This window comes from Humibacter ginsengisoli (assembly GCF_054780095.1).
The window spans coordinates 240,646-258,194 of sequence record NZ_BAAGWZ010000003.1 but is presented as its reverse complement, the minus strand read 5'-3'; the positions used below and the strand labels follow the sequence as shown (position 1 = coordinate 258,194).

Here is a 17,549-nt window from a genome sequence, read left to right as displayed (position 1 = left end):
TTCACACGCCACGCGGGAGCGCGGCGGTCGAGCCGATCGCGTCAGCGGTCCAGAGGTGCATGGTGGCGTACGCGCGCCACGGCCGCCATCGCTCGCCGAGCCCTAGCGCCTCGGCCGGCGACACGCCCCCCAGCGCCCGGCACAGCACGAGATCGCCGACCGGGAAGGCATCCGGATCCCGCAACACGCGCAGAGCGAGGTAATCGACGGTCCACGGGCCGATACCGGGCAGCGCGAGCAGGTCGGCGCGAACGTCCATGTGGTCCGCATCGCGTGCGACTCTGAGTCCGGAAGCGAACGCCTCGGCCACCGCGATAACGGTTCTAGCGCGAGCGACCGGGATGCCGACCGCGGCGCGCAACTCCTCCAGCTCGGCCGATGCGACCACCTCGGCCGAGGGAAAGGCGATGAGTCCATCGTCGTCGGGGTCTCCGTCGGCGCCGACGGCGAGCTCGCAACGAGTCCCGTACGCGGCCGCGAGGCGTCCGGTGAACGTGCGGCACGCCGCCAGTGAGACCTGCTGGCCGAGCACGGTCTGCGCGGCCGCCTCGAAGGCATCCGGATGCCCGATCACCCGCAACGCGGGCCTGTCGTCAACCAGAGGCCCCAGCAGGGGGTCGTCGCCGAAGGCATCCACCACGGCGTCGACGTCGGTGTCGAGGTCGAACCATTCGCGCACTGCCGCGAGCACGTCGGGTGACACGCACCCGTGAACTTCGACCCCGTCGTCGCGCACAGCGACGGTCACGGGTACCGGACACGCGGCGGATGCCCCGCTGATCAACCGGGTGACGGTTCCGTTCCCGAGATTCACGCGTTCGACGCCCGGCACGCTGTGCCGCACGAGCGAGTCGAGCACCACGTCGCGTTCCAGGCGCCCGGCGAGGAACGCGCTCTCCGTCACGCGGCCGCCTCCAGCGCGAGCAGGGCACGCTTCGCGTCGAGCCCGCCCGCGTAGCCGCCGAGCGACCCGTCCCCGCGCAGAACGCGGTGGCACGGCACGACGACCGGCAGCGGATTCGTGGCGCACGCCGTTCCCACGGCCCGGAACGCACGTGGCCGGCCGGCCGCATTCGCGAGCTGGGCATAGCTCGTCGTGTGCCCGTACGCGATCGTGGGAAGCAGTCGTTGCACCTCGCCACGAAATCCGCGGCTGAGCGCGAAGTCCAGCGGCACGTCGAACCTGGTGCGACGCTTCGCGAAGTACTCGTCGAGCTCGGTCGCCGCACGATCGAGTCGGGCAGGCGCCTCCAGCACGCGCGGGCTGACCCGGTCGGCGAGCGTTTGCAGCACGGCGTCGAACCCTTCGCGTTCGAACGCTATGCGAACGATGCCCTGCTCGGTCGAGGCCACGAGAAGCCTTCCTACCGGACTGTCGACGATGCGATAGCCCACATCGATCAGCCCACGCTCCTCGGCCTCTCGCGCCAGCCGGGCGTGAAGATTGCCCAGCTCCATGCCTGGCAGCTCGTTCTTCGTCTCGTTCATCGCTCAGCTCCCATCGTGCGTCTCAGAGTGCGGATGCCGTCGGCCGCCGCCCGTCGCGCCGCCTCCGTCGTTCCGCCGATGATCTCCGACACCTCCCGGTAGCCGAGCCCGCCCAAGTAGTGGTACGTCACGGCCTGCCGCTGCCGATGCGGAAGCACGGCGACGGCCTGCGCCACCGCATCCGCCTCCGCCCGGGCTTCCACCGCATCCTCGGGAATGCCGAGCGTTCCCTGTTCCTCCGGCATGCGATCGAGGGTCATCGCACGGCGGCCCTGCGCACGAAGCAGGTCGATGCACTTGCGCCGCGCGATCGTGACCAGCCATGCCTCGACGTTCGCGTCGGCGGGCAGCCGCGGGTAGGCATCCATCGCGGCCAGAAACGTCTCCGACCACGCGTCGTCGGCGTCGTGAACAGCAAGCATCGAACGGCACACACGCAGCACGACCTCGCCGTGCCTCCGCACGACCGACTCGAAGGGCAGGAGCATCATCACACCGTAGACGCTGCCGCCGACGAGAACGTGAGGTCTATGCGGCGGCGTCGAGCAGGTCGCGCACCATCGGGACCACCTTCGTGCCGTAGAGCTCTATGGAGTGCTCGAGCAACTCGTGCGGCATCGGACCGTTCGCATATTTGAGGTCGAACCGGTCGACGCCGAGCGCTCGGATCGCTTCCGCGATCCGCTTCGCCACGGTCTCCGGCGAGCCCACGTACAGCGAGCCGTGCCGCACCTCGCTGATGTACTGCTCCTTGCTCTGCGGCGCCCAGCCACGCTCGGCGCCGATGCGGTCCATGGTCGCCTTCTGATACGGATAGAGCTGCTCCATCGCCAGCTCATCGGTGTCGGCCACGAAGCCGGGGGAGTGCATGGCCAGGGGCATGGGCTCGCGACCGAACTGCTCTTGAGCACGCTTGTACAGGTCGACGTACGGGGCGAAGCGTCCTGCGTTTCCGCCGATGATGGCCAGCGCCATCGGGATGCCGTACCGAACGGAGCGGATCACGCTCTCCGGGCTGCCCCCGACGCCCACCCATGCCTTCAGCCGTCCGGACTCGGTCTTCGGGTACACCTGCTGGTCGGTCAGGGGAGCGCGCACCGTTCCGTTCCACGTGACGGGCCCCTCCTCCAGCAGCAGGCTGAACAGTTCGAGCTTCTCCTCGAAGAGCTTCTCGTACTGCGTCAGGTCGAAGCCGAACAACGGGAACGATTCCGTGAAGGAGCCGCGACCGAGCGTGACCTCGGCGCGACCGTTCGAGACGGCATCCAGCGTCGCGAACCGTTCGTACACCCGCACCGGATCGTCTGAGCTGAGCACCGTGACGGCGGTTCCCACGGTGATGTTCTTCGTGCGTGCGGCGATCGCCGAAAGCACGATGTCGGGTGCGCTGACCGCAAAGTCCGCCCTGTGGTGCTCGCCGATCCCGAACGCGTCGATGCCGAGCTCATCGGCGAGCACGGCCTGCTCCACCACTTCCCGAATTGTGCGGGCACCGGATCCCTGCGTGCCGTCCGGCTGCAGCGGAACATCACCGAACGTATCCAAACCGAACTGAACGGCCACGGGCCCTCCTTGTGTCTATGCGTATGCATGTATGGCGAACGCGACGGCCCGTTCCATCATTCCTTGCGTCCGCGCAAGGGGGTGGGCCAGGGACGGCGTTCCGTCGTACCGTGACGGTCATGGATGCGCTCGATCTGGCGAAGAAGCACACGAAGCAGGCGGCGAAACGCACGCGTAAGCTCGTCGAGTTCCAGCTCGAGCACGAGCGCAGGCCGCCGTCGCCCGCCGAGCAGAAGTTGCGGGAGCGCGAGGCGAAGGCCGCGGCATCCACCCGATACGGGCACATGCCGATCAAGTACGTGCTCGGGCGCACGCTGCGTGAGTACGGCAGGGACGGATGCTCCAACCTCGCCGCCTCTCTCACCTACTTCTCCGTCCTGTCGGCGCTGCCCGCGCTCCTGGCCCTCGTCTCGGTGCTGGGCCTGCTGGGGGCGGGGCGTTCCGGGTCGAAGACGATGCTTCAACTGGTCGACACCTTCGCGCCCGGGCAGGTGCGGCCGGCGCTGTCCGGGCTGCTCTCGCAGCTGACCTCGTCGACGGCCGCAGGCATCGGGCTCGCCATCGGCATCATCGGCGCGATCTGGTCGGCGTCGGGCTACGTGGGGGCGTTCACGCGTGCGGTCAACAGCATCTACGGCGTGCGCGAGGGGCGCAGCGCCATCGTCTTGCGGTCCCAGCAGGTGCTGATCACCATCGTCGTGCTGGCGCTTGCGGTGCTCGTCGTTCTGTCGCTCGTGCTCAGCGGACCCTTCGCGCGCAGCATCGGGCAGACGATCGGAGCGGGAGACGCGCTGTTCACCACCTGGGAGATCGTGAAGTGGCCGGTGATCGGTGTCGCCGTCATCGTTGCCGTCGCTGTGCTCTTCTTCGGAACGCCGAATCTCCGCAGGCTTCGCATCCGTTATGTCGCGTGCGGTGCGGCGGTCGCCGTCATCATCATGGTGCTCGGCTCGCTCGCCTTCGGCTTCTATGTGTCGAACTTCGCGAGCTACAACCGGGTCTACGGCGCTGTGGGCGGTCTGCTGGTCGCGCTTCTCTGGGTGTGGCTGGTGAACCTCGCGCTCGTCGTCGGAGCCGAACTCGGCTCCGAGCTCGAACGCGGACATGAGCTCTCGATCGGTGAGGCCGCCGAGAAGGAGGTGCGGTTGCGGGTGCGCGGCGACACAGCGTACGAGAAGGCGGACGAGAAGCTGCGTGCCGATGAACGCGTCGGGGCGGCGATCCGGCGAGCTGCGGCCACGGCTGCGCCCGCGCGGGGTTAGCCTGACAGCGTTCCTCCTGCAAGGATTCAGCGACCACAAGGCCGGGCGATCCGGCCACACGACAGGGAGACACACGATGATCGCGTCCATCCTCGAGAACGACAACGTGCACTTCGAGCACCGGGGCGGCGGTTACGTCGTGCACCGGCTCGGTCCGGCTGACTGGGTCGTGCGCGGGGACGACGGCCGCACGATCGGTGCTCTCACCGTCATCGCACCGGAGGGCGAGGAGCACGAGCCCGTGTACGGGGGCCTTCTTCCCGGCCAGACGGAGACCGACTACGAGGGCTCCGACTGGGAGTCGATCGTGCGCGGCCTGGTCAACGAAGACCTCGATGCCGACACGGAGTTCACCGGACTGCCGAGCCCGGCCGCTCCCTGATCGGCGCTGAACGCTCTCAGCTCTCGCGTACTACGTCCTTAGGGTCCTTGTCCGGCCGCCAGCCCCGCCACGACGGCTGTCGCAGCCTTCCGCCGCGCGTCCACTCGGCGAACTCCACCTCGCCCACCAGGGTGGGTTTCACCCAGCGCACACCACGGGCATCCGTCTTCGGAATGTCGTCGAACGGGTCGGAACCCGCCTCGAGGTCCGCCAGCCGCCTGCCGATCTCGTCGAGGTCGGCGTCGCCGAAACCGGTGCCCACCTTGCCCACATATGCGAGCTTCTTGCCGTTCGGGATGCCCAGCAGCAGCGATCCGATCCCGTTGGCGCGGCGCCCTTCGCCGGGCTTCCAGCCGCCGACCACGACCTCCTGGGTACCGTGGTGCTTCACCTTGATCCACGCGGTGGAGCGCTTGCCGGACGAGTACGTCGACTCCCGGTCCTTCGCCACGATGCCCTCGAACCCCGCCTTCCGGCTTGCCGCCATGGCCGTCTCGATCGGCCCGTCGACGACGTCCGGAACCTGCAGCACGCCGCGTCGCCGGTCGGCGACGACGTGCTCGAGAGCGGCACGGCGCACCTCGTATTCCTCGTCAGTGATGTCGTGTCCCTCGAGCTCCAGGATGTCGAACGCGTAATACCGAACGGGCACGCGCGAGGCCATATGCGAGATCTCGGTCTCGTTCTGCAGGTTCATCCGCTGCTGCAGCAGCCCGAAGTCCGGATGCCCGTCGTTCAGCGCGACGATCTCGCCGTCGAGCACAGCGGGGGAGCGCAGGCTGTCGGCGATCGCCGTCAGCTCCGGATACTGTGCCGTCACGTCGTGCCCGTTTCGTGTCATCAGGCGAACCGTGCCGTCTTGCACGTAGGCGAGCGCGCGGATGCCGTCCCACTTGTTCTCGAAGACCCACCGCTCGTCGTCGTGTTCGAGCTGGGATTCCGCGCCGAGCGTGGCGAGCATGGGGGAGTAGTCCTTGTGCCGCGTCTCGATGGCCATCCGATGGATCAGCCAGTTCTTCTCGTCGGCGGCGCTCGAACCGCCCGAGCCGCCACGCGTCGAGTGGCCGGTGTGGATGAGCGCCACCTTCACCGGCCGCCCGCCCAGGCCGCCTTCCGCTGAGGGATGCAGCGTGACGATGACCTCCTCGCCGTCGCGCCACTTCTCCAGGTCGTAGACCCCGGAGTCCCAGATGTCCACGTGGCCCGCGCCGTATTCCCCGCGCGGAATGTCTCCTTCGAACCCGCCGTAGTCGAGCGGGTGGTCCTCGGTGTGCACGGCGAGGTGGTTCTCCTTCGGGTCCGTCGGAACCCCCTTCGGCAGCGCCCAGCTGACCAGCACCCCGTCGCGCTCGAGGCGGAAGTCGTAGTGCAGCCGCCTCGCCGCGTGTTTCTGGATCACGAACGAGCGGCCGTTGGTGGTCTTCGGGGTGCCCTTCGGCACAGGTTCCGGAGTCTTGGCGGCATCCCGTTTGCTGCGATAGACGGTGAGGCGGTCCGCCTCGCCGACGGTGCCCGGCGTGGTCTCCATGAGCGGGTCATCCTTCTTCGCCATGCGTTTCAGCACCTCTTCGTACCCCAGCTGGGTCAGCTTCGACGAGGCGAGTTCCCGCCACGTGCGGGGTACGGCGACCATGGGATGCGACCTGCCGCGCAGCGAGTACGGCGCGATCGTCGTCTTGTTGGCGTTGTTCTGACTCCAGTCGATGAACACCTTGCCCGCGCGATCCGCACGCTTCATCGTGCTGATCACCTCGTCCTTGTGATCGGCCTCCAGAGCCCGGGCGAGCTCGTGCGCGACCTGCGAGACCTGGTCGGAGGTCTGTGCCCCGTCGAGCCGTGCGTACAAGTGGATGCCCTTGCTGCCGCTGGTCACGGGCACGGGCTCCAGTCCCATGCCCGTGAGGATGTCTCTGGCCCAGAACGCCACCTCGGCACACTCGGCAAGGCCGACGCCCTCACCCGGGTCGAGGTCGAGCACGAGCCGGTCCGGATTGCGCCGGGCACCGCGCGGTCCCGCCTTCCATTGCGGAACGTGGATCTCCAGGGCGCCGATCTGGCCGAGCCACGCAAGAACCGCCGCATCGTTCACCAGCGGATACACGTTTTCGTGGTCGCTGTGCTGGATCGTCACCCGCGGCACCCACGCCGGCGTTCCTTCTCCGAGGTTCTTCTGGAAGAACGGGGGTTCCGGATGCTCCGCCGTGCCCACACCGTTCGGCCAGCGCTTGCGGGTCGCCGGTCGTCCGTGCGCGTGTTCGATCAGATGCGGCGCGATCTGCGCGTAATACCCGACCACGTCGCCCTTCGTCGTACCGGTCTCGGGGTAGAGCACCTTGTCGAGGTTGGTCAGCTTGAGCCGGTGCCCGTCGATCTCGACGATCTGCGAGCCGCTCGATCCTGCCGCCCTCGCAGTCGTCCTCTTGGTCGCCATGCCCCGACGTTACGCCGTGCCCGTCGCCGCGCTCCTCCCCTTGCCCTTCTGCCTGTGGGGCTGTGCAATAGACGGTATGCGAGCCATCGGAAAGCGGGTGATCGCCTTCGGCCTGGTGAATGTGCCGGTCAAGATCTACAGCGCGACGGAAGACCACGACGTGTCGTTGCACCAGGTGCACGACAAAGACGGAGGTCGCATCCGTTACAAGCGCACGTGTGAGATCGACGGCAAGGTCATTCCCTACGAGCACATCGCGAAGGCGTACGAAGCGGGCGATCAGACGGTCATCCTCACCGACGAGGACCTCTCCTCGCTGCCGGAGGAGCGCAGCAACGAGATCGAGGTCGTCGAGTTCGTTCCCGACGATCAGGTGGATCCGCTGATGTTCGAGCGCAGCTACTACCTCGAGCCCGACTCCAAGTCGGCCAAGGCATACGTGCTGCTGCGTGAGACGCTGGAAGCGACGAACCGCACCGCCATCGTGCAGTTCGCGCTTCGTCAGAAGACCCGTCTGGGCGCCCTCCGCGTGCGCGACGGCGTGCTCGTGCTTCAGGGGCTGCTCTGGGCCGACGAGGTGCGCAAGCCGGAGTTCCCGAGCCTTTCCGAGAACGTGCGCGTCACCGACAAGGAACTCGACATGTCGGCGAAGCTCGTGGCCAGTTACGAGAGCGACTTCACACCGGAGAAGTTCGAGGACGACTACCAGATCCAGCTCAGGAAGCTCATCGACGCCAAGCTCGAACAGGGCGAGACCATCGACACGGAGGCCACCTTCGGCGAGGAGGCCGAGGGAGAGAAGGGCGAGGTGCTCGACCTCATGGAGGCCCTGCGACGCAGCGTGGAGAAGAACCGCGGATCCAAGAAGGGCAAGTCGAGCGGTACGAAGGACCAGGAGAGCGGCAGCCGAACGCGCAAGAAGGCGGGCTGAGACGCGTCGTCGTGCGTCCCGTGCCGGCACTGGGCCGCTGCCATGAAGGTCAAGGGGACGACGAGCAAGCATCCGTGCTGCGATGATGGGCAGATGGGATACCTCATCTACGGCTCTGGTGCCGAGTACGAGATCGACGATCGCACTCTGGCCCATCTCAAGATCGCGATCATCGTCAAGCTGCGGCTGCAGGAGAGCTTCCTGATCAACTGGACCGTTCCGGCCGAGGAAGGATCCGGACGCGTCAGCCTCTGGGTGTCCCCGGCGATCCCGCTTCAGTTCCGTTTCTCGGGGTCTCGCCCGCCGGAGCTCAACCGCGTATGGCTCGAGGCCATGGCGCTGTCGTCGCACGGTACCCGCGGCATGGTGGTCATGCCAGAGGCGGAGGCCGAGGCGTTCGTCGCTTCCGCACCGAGCGCCGGTTAGGTGTCCACGTCGCCGAGCGGAAGCGACGGCCCTGCGCCGCTGAAGCGTCGTCCGCATGGTAGCGGCGACGCGTGGGTCGAGGGCCCGGATGGCCGCAGGTTCTGGGGCACATTCGGTGCGGCCGGGCTGCTGGTGGCAAGGCACGACGACGGCGTGCTGCTCCAGCACAGGGCCGAGTGGAGTCACTTCGGCGGCACCTGGGGCTTGCCCGGGGGTGCGCGCCATCGCGGCGAGAGCGCCAGGGACGGCGCCGTCCGCGAGGCCACGGAGGAGGCCGGTGTTCCGGCTGAGAACGTCCGGCCGAGATTCCTGTCGTTGCTCGACCTCGGCTGGTGGTCTTACTCCACGGTGGTGGCCGGTGCCGACGCGCCATTCACTCCGGTGATCGGGGATGCCGAGAGCATCGAGGTGCGCTGGGTTCCGGTCGCCGAGGTCGCCACGCTTCCGCTCCATCCCGGGTTCGCCGAGCGTTGGCCATCGCTGCGCGACGACCTGTTCCGCGATCCCGTCGTCATCGTCGACGCGGCGAACGTCGTGGGCTCGCGTCCGGACGGCTGGTGGCGCGACCGGCCGGCCGCCGCGTTCCGCCTCGTCGAGCACCTCGTCGCGCTCGGAGAGGCGGGCTGGCCGGCGGAGGCGCTGGGCCTTCCGCACGAGAGGTGGTGGCCGCGCGTGGTCGTCGTGCTGGAGGGCGAGGCGAAACGGATGCCCGACCCGGCACACCCGCAGGCGCTCGACATCGAGCGGGCGAGCGCAGACGGCGATTCCGCCATCGTGGCCCGCGTGCGGTCGCTTCCCGATCCCGCACAGTCGATCGTCGTCACCGCTGACCGCGGCCTCACCGACCGCATCACCGCGCTCGGCGCCTCCACATCATCGCCCGCGGCGCTCTGGCGAGCGATCGACGCCGTCTAGGACGCTGCCGGCTCTGCCGCGAGCGTCGCCTTCCACCTCACGAGCGAGCGCACGATCGGGCTCGGGTCCTCGGCCAGCCGTGCCATGGCATCCTCTGGCACGAAGTAGTTCGCGGCGACCCAGCCGCGAACGAGCTCGGAGCGATCGCCGGCGAGCTCGCGCAGCACATCGCACGGCGTGGCCTCGTTCCGTGCGACGCAGGCGCGCACGCCTTCCGCGGGGTCATGCGCCAACACCTCGAACAGGTCGGCGGGAGTGTTGTAGCTGCTGGCGACGCTCTCCCTGATCTTCGGGTTGGCATCCGTTGCCAGGAGGCGCAATCGTCTGATCTTGCTTTCGGTGACCGGCGGTGCCGGATGCAGTGCAGCGGCTTCCTCAGCCGTCAGCATCGCGGGTGCTGCACGACGCATCGCCTCGCGCTGGGCAGGGGTGTTGAACCGAATGCACGACATGCCTCCAGGCTAACGAGGACCTCTGTCACGCAGTGGCGACTCGGCGTCGCCGAGGAAACCACGGCACGATAGGCGACGTCTCGGCCTGGTACTCGACGTACTCCGGGTAGCGGCTGCGTGAGATGGACTCGGTGAAGATGGTGGAGCCGATGAAGAGCACTGTCAGTAATACAGCGCCGAGCACGGTCCACTGCAGCACCGAACCCGCCGCGATCGCCCCGAAGAAGAAGATCACCCACCACTGGCCCAGTTCGAAGAAGAAGTTGGGGTGACGCGAGAAGCGGAAGAGTCCGGAACGCAGGAAGCGCGGATGCGGCTCGCGGCCCGCGGCGGTCTCCGCCGCCTTCCACCGCTGGAAATCCCACTGCTGCTGATCGGCGACGGTCTCGCCGATCAGGAACGTGAGGAACACGACGACGGCGACCACGTCCAGCACCGTGAACGGGCCCTGGTGCTGATACGCCGTCCACGCGGGGAGCGTGAACAAGAAGATCAGCACGTTCTGGTAGAGCACGATGAACAAAAGGTTGAAGAGGAACCACTTCCAGCCCGCGATCCGCGACCGCAGGAACGCCCAGCGGTAGTCCTCGCCGCCCGGAGCGTATCCGCCCTTCCTCGCGAAGTTGAACGTCAGCCTGGCGCCCCAGAGCGTGACGAGGGCCGCCATCACATCCAGCCGTGCGTCCGCGAGGCCCGCCGCGATCGCGTACACCCACACGTACACCACCGGAACGATCGACCAGATGCGGTCCACCCAGGAGTACTCCTTCGTGAGGAAGGAAAGCACCCACGTCACCACGCAGACGGCCGCGAGAATCAACAGACAGACGATCACAGGGGGCATGTACCGAAGTCTATGGTCGCGATGGTGCACGAGCGTCGTATCCTCCGGGTGGAGCCCATAGGATTCCAGGCGTGGAACAGGCATCCGGAGCGGTCTCGTCTCGGGTGCTCACCGTCCCCAATCTGCTGAGCTTCTTCCGGCTCGCGCTGGTGCCGATCTTCCTGTGGTTCGTCATCGTCGGATGGGATGCCTGGGCGCTCCTCGTGCTCATCGTCGCGAGCATCACCGACTTCTTCGACGGCTTCCTCGCCAGGCGCCTGCGTCAGGTCTCGCGGCTCGGTCAGCTGCTGGATCCCGCAGCCGACCGGCTCTACATCTTCGCCGCCCTCATCGGGCTGGCCTGGCGCGAGCTGCTGCCATGGTGGCTCGTCGCTGCGATCATCGCCCGCGACGTGATGCTCCTGGTGCTCGGCATCGTGCTGGCGAACCACGGCCACGGTCCGCTCCCGGTGCACCATCTCGGCAAGATCGCCACGTTCGCGCTCCTCGTCGCGCTGCCCGTGCTCATGCTCGGCGAGGCGTTCCCGGTCATCTCGTGGGCCTCTCAGCCGGTCGGCTGGGCCATCGCCATCTGGGGCGCGTTCCTGTACTGGTGGGCGGGCATCCTCTACATCCGGGAAACCCGTCGTGTGGTTCGCGGCACGGCTGTCGGCGGGGGCGCAGCATCCGATACGCTTTCTGGAGAGGAGGTCGACGGTGGCTGAGCAGAACGATCCGAACCGCGAGCGGAACCCGGACCGCCAAGCACATTCCTCGGGAGACGACACGACCGCCGGTTTCGGTGAGGACTTCGCCGCGGCTATGAACGCCCAGGCGGCAGGCGTGACGCCGGAGGAGCGTGAGGCGATCAGCGCCCTGCCCAGCCGGTCGGCGCTGCTGATCGTTCGACGCGGACCGAACACCGGAGCGCGCTTCCTTCTCGATGCCGACGTGACCACAGCGGGCAGGCATCCGGATGCCGACATCTTCCTCGACGACGTCACCGTGTCTCGCCGGCATGCCGAGTTCATCCGCCACGGCACGGCTTTCGAAGTGAAAGACCTCGGGTCGCTGAACGGCACATACTTCGACGGTGTGCGCGTTGAGAGCGCCATCCTCACCGACGGAGCGGAGGTGCAGGTCGGCAAGTTCCGGCTCACCTTCTACGCCGCCCGCCCCGACCTGGACGCGTCGGCGTCGGCCTGATGGTGCGCGAGTCGCAGGCGAGCGGTTCCGGCCTCGCCCGTCGGCCCGCATTGCTGAGCATCGGTCAGGTGCTGGCGCAGCTGACGCCGGAGTTCCCCGATCTCGCTCCGTCGAAGCTGCGATTCCTCGAGGAACAGGGACTCGTCACCCCGGCGCGCACGGCCTCCGGCTATCGCAAGTTCGACGCGCACGACGTGGAGCGCCTGCGCACCATCCTCACCCTGCAGCGCGACCACTACCTGCCGCTGAAGGTCATCCGCTCCTATCTGGCCGACCAGGATGCCGGCCGCACTCCGATCCTCCCCGGCACCGGTCCCGCGCGCCCCACCATGCTCTCCACCGGCAGACGATTCAGCCGCGACGAGCTGTTGAAAGAATCCGGTGCCTCGCAGGCACTCCTGCAGGAGGCGATCGCCGCGTCGCTGATCGTGCCCGCCGAGGTGTACGGCGACGACCAGCTCACGGTGCTCGCCGCACTCGTCGAACTGCACCGGGCGGGAATCGAGCCGCGCCATCTTCGCGGATTGCGGGCATCCGCAGAGCGCGACATCGGCCTCATCGAGACCGCGCTCGCCCCGGTGCTGCGGCGCAGCGACGCCAGCGCACGGTCCCGGGCCGGGGAGCTCGGGCGGGAGCTCGCCGACGATCTCGAGACGGTGCGATCGAGCATTGTGCGCGCGGCGATCGCGCGCCTGGCGCCATGACCACGACCGAGGTCACGACACGCCGCACCGTTCGGGCGGATGTCGTTGATCGCCTCACCGGGCACGGTTACCGTGGAAGGTACGTCCCGCGTGAGCGAGGCGCCTGGGGTGAGAGGGAACGCGCATGACGGAAGTTCGTCGGAATGACGACGCTCGCTACGACCTCGGGTTCCTGTTCACCGATGGCCTGCCGGAGATGGACGACGTCTCGGGCTACCGCGGAGCCGTCGCCGCACGAGCAGCGGGCATCAGCTACCGCCAACTGGACTACTGGGCGCGCACCGGACTCGTCGAGCCCACTGTGCGTGGCGCGGCGGGCAGCGGGTCGCAGCGCCTCTACGGGTTCCGCGACATCCTGGTGCTCAAGCTCGTGAAGCGACTGCTCGACACCGGAATCTCCCTCCAGCAGATCCGCACCGCAGTCGAGCAGCTGCGCAAGGAGGGCGTGAACGACCTGGCCCAGACCACGCTGATGAGCGATGGCGCCAGCGTCTACCTGTGCACCTCCGACGACGAGGTCATCGACCTGGTCGGACGCGGACAAGGAGTGTTCGGCATCGCGGTCGGCAAGGTGCTGCGCGAGGTCGAGACGAGCCTCGTCGAACTGGATGTGCAGACATCCGACCCCATGGACGAACTCGCCGTCCGCCGGGCCGCGAAGAAGATCAGCTAGTTCTGTTCCGCGTACTCGCCGATGCGGGCGGTGCGCAGCACTCGCTCCAGCAGCTGATCGAAGTTGTGCGCCATCTCCTGCGCGCTTTCGCCCGGCCACACGTGCAGCGGCTTGGCCGCGCCCTGGGCCTGCTGCAGGGAGGTGCGCTCCGGCAGCTGGGGCGAGAGTACGAGCGGGCCGAACATGTCGCGCAGCTCTTTGATGCGGAACTGGTGCTCCAGCGATTGCACGCGGGCGCGGTTGACGATGATGCCGAGCGGCTGAAGGCGGGGGGAGAGGCCGCGCCTGATCTCCTCGATGGCGCGCAGAGCGCGGTCCGCGGCCGCTACGGAGAACAGGCCGGGCTCCGTCACGACCGATACCCGGTCGCTGGCGGCCCACGCGGTGCGGGTGAGCGCGTTCAGCGAGGGCGCACAGTCGATGAGCACGAGATCGTAATCGTGCTCGACGTTGGCGAGGGCCTCTTCGAGCTTCCAGATGTCACGGATCGACGGGTGCGGGCCGTCGAAGTTGATCGCCGAAGGGCTGCCGATCATGACGTCGACCTTGCCGGGGCGCCCGCGGGTCCACCCGCTCGGCGCGATGGCGGCGCGCACCACCTTCTCCTTCGGAGACGCGAGCACGTCGGCCACGTTGAGGTGCCCGGCGATCGTGATGTCCATGCCTGTCGAGACGTCCGACTGGGGGTCGAGATCGACCACCAGCGTGCGAAGTCCCTTGGCGAAGGCTGCGGAGGCGAGACCCAACGTCACCGTGGTCTTGCCGACACCGCCCTTGAGGGAGCTGACGCTGAGCACATGCACAAGAGGCAACGTTACCGTCAGTAGTCTTGGAGAACCTAACCGTTCGCTGAGCGGCGCGTGCCCCGCCAGAGAGGCCCTGATGTTCACGAAGATCCTGGTCGCCAACCGCGGGGAGATCGCCATTCGGGCGTTCCGCGCCGCCTACGAGCTCGGTGCTCAGACGGTCGCGGTGTTCCCCTACGAGGACCGCAACTCGATGCATCGGTTGAAGGCCGACGAGGCGTACGAGATCGGCGAGCCGGGGCATCCGGTGCGGGCGTACCTCGACGTCGACGAGATCATCCGGGTGGCACAGCAGGCCGGAGCGGATGCCATCTACCCCGGCTACGGCTTCCTCTCGGAGAACCCGCAGCTCGCCGAAGCTGCGGCCGCGGCGGGCATAACGTTCATCGGTCCGAACGCCGACGTGCTGCGCATGGCGGGCAATAAGGTCACGGCCAAGGAACACGCGATCGCCGCAGGCGTGCCGGTGCTGAAGTCCACTCCGCCGTCGCGCGACATCGACGAACTGCTGGCCGGCGCCGACGAGATCGGGTTCCCCATCTTCGCCAAGGCGGTCGCCGGCGGTGGGGGCCGTGGCATGCGGCGGGTGAACAGCCGGGCGGAGCTGCGCCAAGCGCTCGAAGAGGCCATGCGCGAGGCCGACAGTGCCTTCGGCGATCCGACCATGTTTCTCGAGCAGGCGGTGCTGCGACCGCGCCATATCGAGGTGCAGGTGCTCGCGGATGCGACCGGACACACGGTGCACCTGTTCGAACGCGACTGCTCCGTGCAGCGCCGTCACCAGAAGGTGCTCGAGATCGCACCGGCGCCGAACCTGTCCGACGACGTCCGTCAGGCGCTGTACCGGGATGCCATCGCGTTCGCGTCGTCGATAGGCTACGTGAACGCCGGGACCGTCGAGTTCCTGCTCGACACAGCGGGCGAGCGCGTCGGTCAGCACGTGTTCATCGAGATGAACCCGCGCATCCAGGTCGAGCACACGGTCACCGAGGAGGTCACCGACGTCGACCTGGTGCAGTCGCAGATGCGCATCGCGGCGGGGGAGACGCTGGCCGATCTCGGGCTGCACCAGGAACGCATCCAGCTGCACGGCGCGGCCATCCAGTGCCGCATCACGACCGAGGATCCGACGCAGGGCTTCCGCCCGGACACGGGAACGATCACGACGTACCGGTCGCCCGGCGGCGGCGGCATCCGGCTCGACGGCGGCACGGTCGCCGCCGGCGCGCAGATCAGCCCGCACTTCGACTCGATGCTCTCCAAGCTGACCTGCCGCGGACGCGACTTCGGTGCTGCCGTGCTGCGGGCCAGGCGAGCGCTGGCCGAGTTCCGCATCCGCGGAGTGGCCACGAACATCCCGTTCCTGCAGGCGGTGCTCGACGACACGTCGTTCGTCTCCGGCGACCTCAGCACCTCGTTCATAGAGGAGCGGCCCCAGCTGCTGCGCGGCCGCGTGTCGAAGGACCGAGGCACCAAGCTGCTCAACTGGCTGGTCGACGTGACGGTGAACCAGCCGAACGGTCCGAGGCCGCACGTGGCGGACCCGGTCACCAAGTTGCCTGACGTCGATATCGCCGCACCGGCGCCGGACGGATCCCGTCAGCGGCTGCTCGCACTCGGGCCGGCCGGTTTCGCGGCGGAGCTTCGGGCGCAGGGCGCGCTTGCGGTCACCGAGACCACCTTCCGCGACGCCCACCAGTCGCTGCTCGCGACCCGGGTGCGCACGAAGGATCTGCTCGCCGTCGCGCCTTACGTCGCACGGATGACTCCGCAGCTCCTCTCGGTCGAGGCGTGGGGCGGTGCCACCTATGATGTCGCGCTCCGGTTCCTCGGAGAGGACCCGTGGGAGCGGCTCGCAGCGTTGCGCGGGGTGCTGCCGAACATCAACATCCAGATGCTGCTGCGCGGCCGCAACACGGTGGGCTACACTCCGTACCCCACCGAGGTGACGGATGCCTTCGTGCGCGAGGCTGCGGCCACCGGCGTCGACATCTTCCGCATCTTCGATGCCCTCAACGACGTCAGCCAGATGCGTCCGGCCATCGATGCCGTGCTGCAGACGGGCACGGCAGTCGCGGAGGTGGCCGTCTGCTACACGGCCGACGTGCTCGACCCGGCCGAGAAGCTGTACACGCTCGACTACTACCTGCGGCTGGCAGAGAGCATCGTGGCCTCCGGCGCTCACGTGCTCGCCATCAAAGACATGGCAGGCTTGCTCCGGCCGGGCGCCGCTGAGCTGCTCGTGCGCTCGTTCCGTGAGCGGTTCGACCTTCCGGTGCACGTGCACACGCACGACACGGCGGGCGGCCAGCTCGCCACGCTGCTGGCGGCGAGCGCGGCGGGGGCGGATGCCGTCGACGTCGCCAGCGCACCCATGTCGGGCACGACGAGCCAGCCATCGGCATCCGCGCTCGTTGCGGCGCTCGCGCACACCTCGCGCGACACGGGAATCCCGCTGCGGAACGTGACCGACCTCGAGCCGTACTGGGCGGCCGTGCGCGGGCTCTACGGCCCGTTCGAGTCCGGGCTTCCCGGCCCGACCGGGCGTGTGTACACCCACGAGATCCCCGGTGGACAGCTGTCGAACCTGAGGCAGCAGGCGAAGGCGCTCGGACTGGCAGAGGACTTCGAACTGATCGAGGACATGTATGCGGCGGCGAACCGCATCCTCGGCCGCATCCCGAAGGTGACGCCCTCGTCGAAGGTGGTCGGCGACCTCGCACTGCATCTGGCGGCCGTTCACGCCGACCCGGACGACTTCGAACAGAACCCGCAGAAGTACGACGTGCCCGACTCGGTCGTCGGTTTCATGGCCGGCGAACTCGGCGACCTTCCCGGAGGATGGCCCGAACCGTTCCGCAGCAGGGTGCTCGAGGGCAAGAACGTTCGAGTCGCCGTTGCCGACCTGGCCGCCGAGGATCGCCAGGGTCTCGAATCGGACTCCGCGACGCGACGGGCCACGCTGAACCGGCTCTTGTTCCCAGGACCTGCGCGACAGTTCGAGCAGGTGCGCGAGCTGTTCGGCGATGTCTCGGTGCTCGACACCGACGACTACCTCTACGGCCTGACGCCGGGGCGCGAGCACGTCATCCACCTCGGACCCGGGGTGCGGCTGTACGCGGGACTCGAGGCGGTCGGCGAGGCCGACGACAAGGGCATCCGCACCGTCATGACGACGCTGAACGGGCAGCTGCGCCCGGTGTTCGTGCGCGATCGCTCCATCACGGTGGAGACGAAGGCCGCGGAGAAGGCGGATGTCTCGGTGCCCGGGCACATCGCGGCACCGTTCTCCGGTGTGATCACGCTGCAGGTCGAGGTGGGCGACCGCGTCGTGGCAGGCACTCCGGTGGCATCGATCGAGGCGATGAAGATGGAGGCCGCCATCGCCTCGCCGGTCTCGGGAACGGTCACGCGCCTCGCCGTGCCGAAGACGCAACAGGTGGATGCCGGCGATCTGCTCGTGGTCGTGAACCCGGAGTGACGCCTG

Annotated in this window: 18 protein-coding genes; 10 read left to right on the top strand and 8 right to left on the bottom strand. The window is 68.0% G+C overall.

Going from position 1 to position 17,549, the window contains the following annotated elements:
• Nucleotide 1: 1 nt before the first annotated feature.
• Genes ACYVI5_RS05930 through ACYVI5_RS05915 form a run of 4 tightly spaced genes read right to left on the bottom strand, consistent with a single transcriptional unit; the run spans nucleotide 2 to nucleotide 3,051 of the window.
• Nucleotides 2–904, bottom strand: coding sequence for a DNA-3-methyladenine glycosylase family protein (locus ACYVI5_RS05930; protein WP_460579375.1), 903 nt, complete (start codon nucleotides 902–904; stop codon nucleotides 2–4).
• Nucleotides 901–1,488 carry a methylated-DNA--[protein]-cysteine S-methyltransferase gene (locus tag ACYVI5_RS05925; protein WP_460579374.1) on the bottom strand — a complete coding sequence of 196 codons (588 nt, stop codon included), beginning with the start codon at nucleotides 1,486–1,488 and terminating at the stop codon, nucleotides 901–903. Before ACYVI5_RS05925 ends, ACYVI5_RS05930 begins: the two co-directional genes overlap by 4 nt.
• Complete coding sequence (locus ACYVI5_RS05920) at nucleotides 1,485–1,976, bottom strand: RNA polymerase sigma factor (protein ID WP_460579373.1); 492 nt, start codon at nucleotides 1,974–1,976, stop codon at nucleotides 1,485–1,487. Before ACYVI5_RS05920 ends, ACYVI5_RS05925 begins: the two co-directional genes overlap by 4 nt.
• A 40-nt stretch (nucleotides 1,977–2,016) precedes the next feature.
• Entirely contained in the window at nucleotides 2,017–3,051 is a 1,035-nt protein-coding gene (locus ACYVI5_RS05915) for an LLM class flavin-dependent oxidoreductase (RefSeq protein ID WP_460579372.1), read from the bottom strand.
• 119 nt (nucleotides 3,052–3,170) lie between these two features.
• Between ACYVI5_RS05915 and ACYVI5_RS05910 the strand changes: the two genes are divergently transcribed.
• Nucleotides 3,171–4,313, top strand: coding sequence for a YihY/virulence factor BrkB family protein (locus ACYVI5_RS05910; protein ID WP_460579371.1), 1,143 nt, complete (start codon nucleotides 3,171–3,173; stop codon nucleotides 4,311–4,313).
• Nucleotides 4,314–4,389: 76 nt separating this feature from the next.
• On the top strand, nucleotides 4,390–4,695 hold the full coding sequence (locus tag ACYVI5_RS05905) for a hypothetical protein (protein ID WP_460533781.1): 306 nt from the start codon (nucleotides 4,390–4,392) through the stop codon (nucleotides 4,693–4,695).
• 16 nt (nucleotides 4,696–4,711) lie between these two features.
• Here ACYVI5_RS05905 and ACYVI5_RS05900 read toward each other — a convergent pair whose 3' ends face one another.
• Nucleotides 4,712–7,126: a multifunctional non-homologous end joining DNA repair protein LigD gene (locus ACYVI5_RS05900; protein WP_460579370.1), complete on the bottom strand. Its 2,415-nt coding sequence runs from the start codon at nucleotides 7,124–7,126 to the stop codon at nucleotides 4,712–4,714.
• A gap of 76 nt (nucleotides 7,127–7,202) precedes the next feature.
• Here ACYVI5_RS05900 and ku point away from each other — a divergent pair, with 76 nt between their 5' ends.
• The 3 genes from ku to ACYVI5_RS05885 all read left to right on the top strand — a co-directional run bounded on the left by ku (nucleotide 7,203) and on the right by ACYVI5_RS05885 (nucleotide 9,398).
• Entirely contained in the window at nucleotides 7,203–8,057 is an 855-nt protein-coding gene (gene ku, locus ACYVI5_RS05895) for a Ku protein (RefSeq protein WP_460579369.1), read from the top strand.
• A gap of 93 nt (nucleotides 8,058–8,150) precedes the next feature.
• The gene (locus ACYVI5_RS05890; protein WP_460579368.1) at nucleotides 8,151–8,483 is read left to right on the top strand and encodes a DUF7882 family protein; all 333 of its coding nucleotides are present in this window, start codon (nucleotides 8,151–8,153) and stop codon (nucleotides 8,481–8,483) included.
• A complete protein-coding gene (locus tag ACYVI5_RS05885; protein WP_460579367.1) occupies nucleotides 8,484–9,398 on the top strand; it encodes an NUDIX hydrolase in 915 nt (304 codons plus the stop codon). It abuts the gene before it with no gap.
• Here the strand turns inward: ACYVI5_RS05885 and ACYVI5_RS05880 are convergent.
• Both ACYVI5_RS05880 and ACYVI5_RS05875 read right to left on the bottom strand, forming a co-directional pair.
• A complete protein-coding gene (locus ACYVI5_RS05880; protein ID WP_460579366.1) occupies nucleotides 9,395–9,850 on the bottom strand; it encodes a hypothetical protein in 456 nt (151 codons plus the stop codon). The two genes, ACYVI5_RS05885 and ACYVI5_RS05880, sit on opposite strands and share 4 nt — an antisense overlap.
• Nucleotides 9,851–9,875: 25 nt before the next feature.
• Entirely contained in the window at nucleotides 9,876–10,694 is an 819-nt protein-coding gene (locus ACYVI5_RS05875) for a DUF1295 domain-containing protein (RefSeq protein ID WP_460579365.1), read from the bottom strand.
• 71 nt (nucleotides 10,695–10,765) lie between these two features.
• Here ACYVI5_RS05875 and ACYVI5_RS05870 point away from each other — a divergent pair, with 71 nt between their 5' ends.
• The 4 genes from ACYVI5_RS05870 (at nucleotide 10,766) to ACYVI5_RS05855 (ending at nucleotide 13,256) form a co-directional block, all read left to right on the top strand.
• On the top strand, nucleotides 10,766–11,398 hold the full coding sequence (locus tag ACYVI5_RS05870; protein WP_460533795.1) for a CDP-alcohol phosphatidyltransferase family protein: 633 nt from the start codon (nucleotides 10,766–10,768) through the stop codon (nucleotides 11,396–11,398).
• A complete protein-coding gene (locus tag ACYVI5_RS05865; protein WP_460533797.1) occupies nucleotides 11,391–11,879 on the top strand; it encodes an FHA domain-containing protein in 489 nt (162 codons plus the stop codon). Before ACYVI5_RS05870 ends, ACYVI5_RS05865 begins: the two co-directional genes overlap by 8 nt.
• Entirely contained in the window at nucleotides 11,879–12,583 is a 705-nt protein-coding gene (gene ftsR / locus ACYVI5_RS05860; protein WP_460533799.1) for a MerR family transcriptional regulator, read from the top strand. The genes ACYVI5_RS05865 and ftsR overlap by 1 nt, the downstream gene beginning before the upstream one ends.
• 124 nt (nucleotides 12,584–12,707) lie before the next feature.
• Entirely contained in the window at nucleotides 12,708–13,256 is a 549-nt protein-coding gene (locus tag ACYVI5_RS05855; protein ID WP_460579364.1) for a MerR family transcriptional regulator, read from the top strand.
• Here the strand turns inward: ACYVI5_RS05855 and ACYVI5_RS05850 are convergent.
• The gene (locus ACYVI5_RS05850) at nucleotides 13,253–14,059 is read right to left on the bottom strand and encodes a ParA family protein (RefSeq protein WP_440295304.1); all 807 of its coding nucleotides are present in this window, start codon (nucleotides 14,057–14,059) and stop codon (nucleotides 13,253–13,255) included. The two genes, ACYVI5_RS05855 and ACYVI5_RS05850, sit on opposite strands and share 4 nt — an antisense overlap.
• Nucleotides 14,060–14,138: 79 nt before the next feature.
• Here ACYVI5_RS05850 and ACYVI5_RS05845 point away from each other — a divergent pair, with 79 nt between their 5' ends.
• The gene (locus ACYVI5_RS05845) at nucleotides 14,139–17,543 is read left to right on the top strand and encodes a pyruvate carboxylase (RefSeq protein ID WP_460579363.1); all 3,405 of its coding nucleotides are present in this window, start codon (nucleotides 14,139–14,141) and stop codon (nucleotides 17,541–17,543) included.
• Nucleotides 17,544–17,549: the final 6 nt, after the last annotated feature.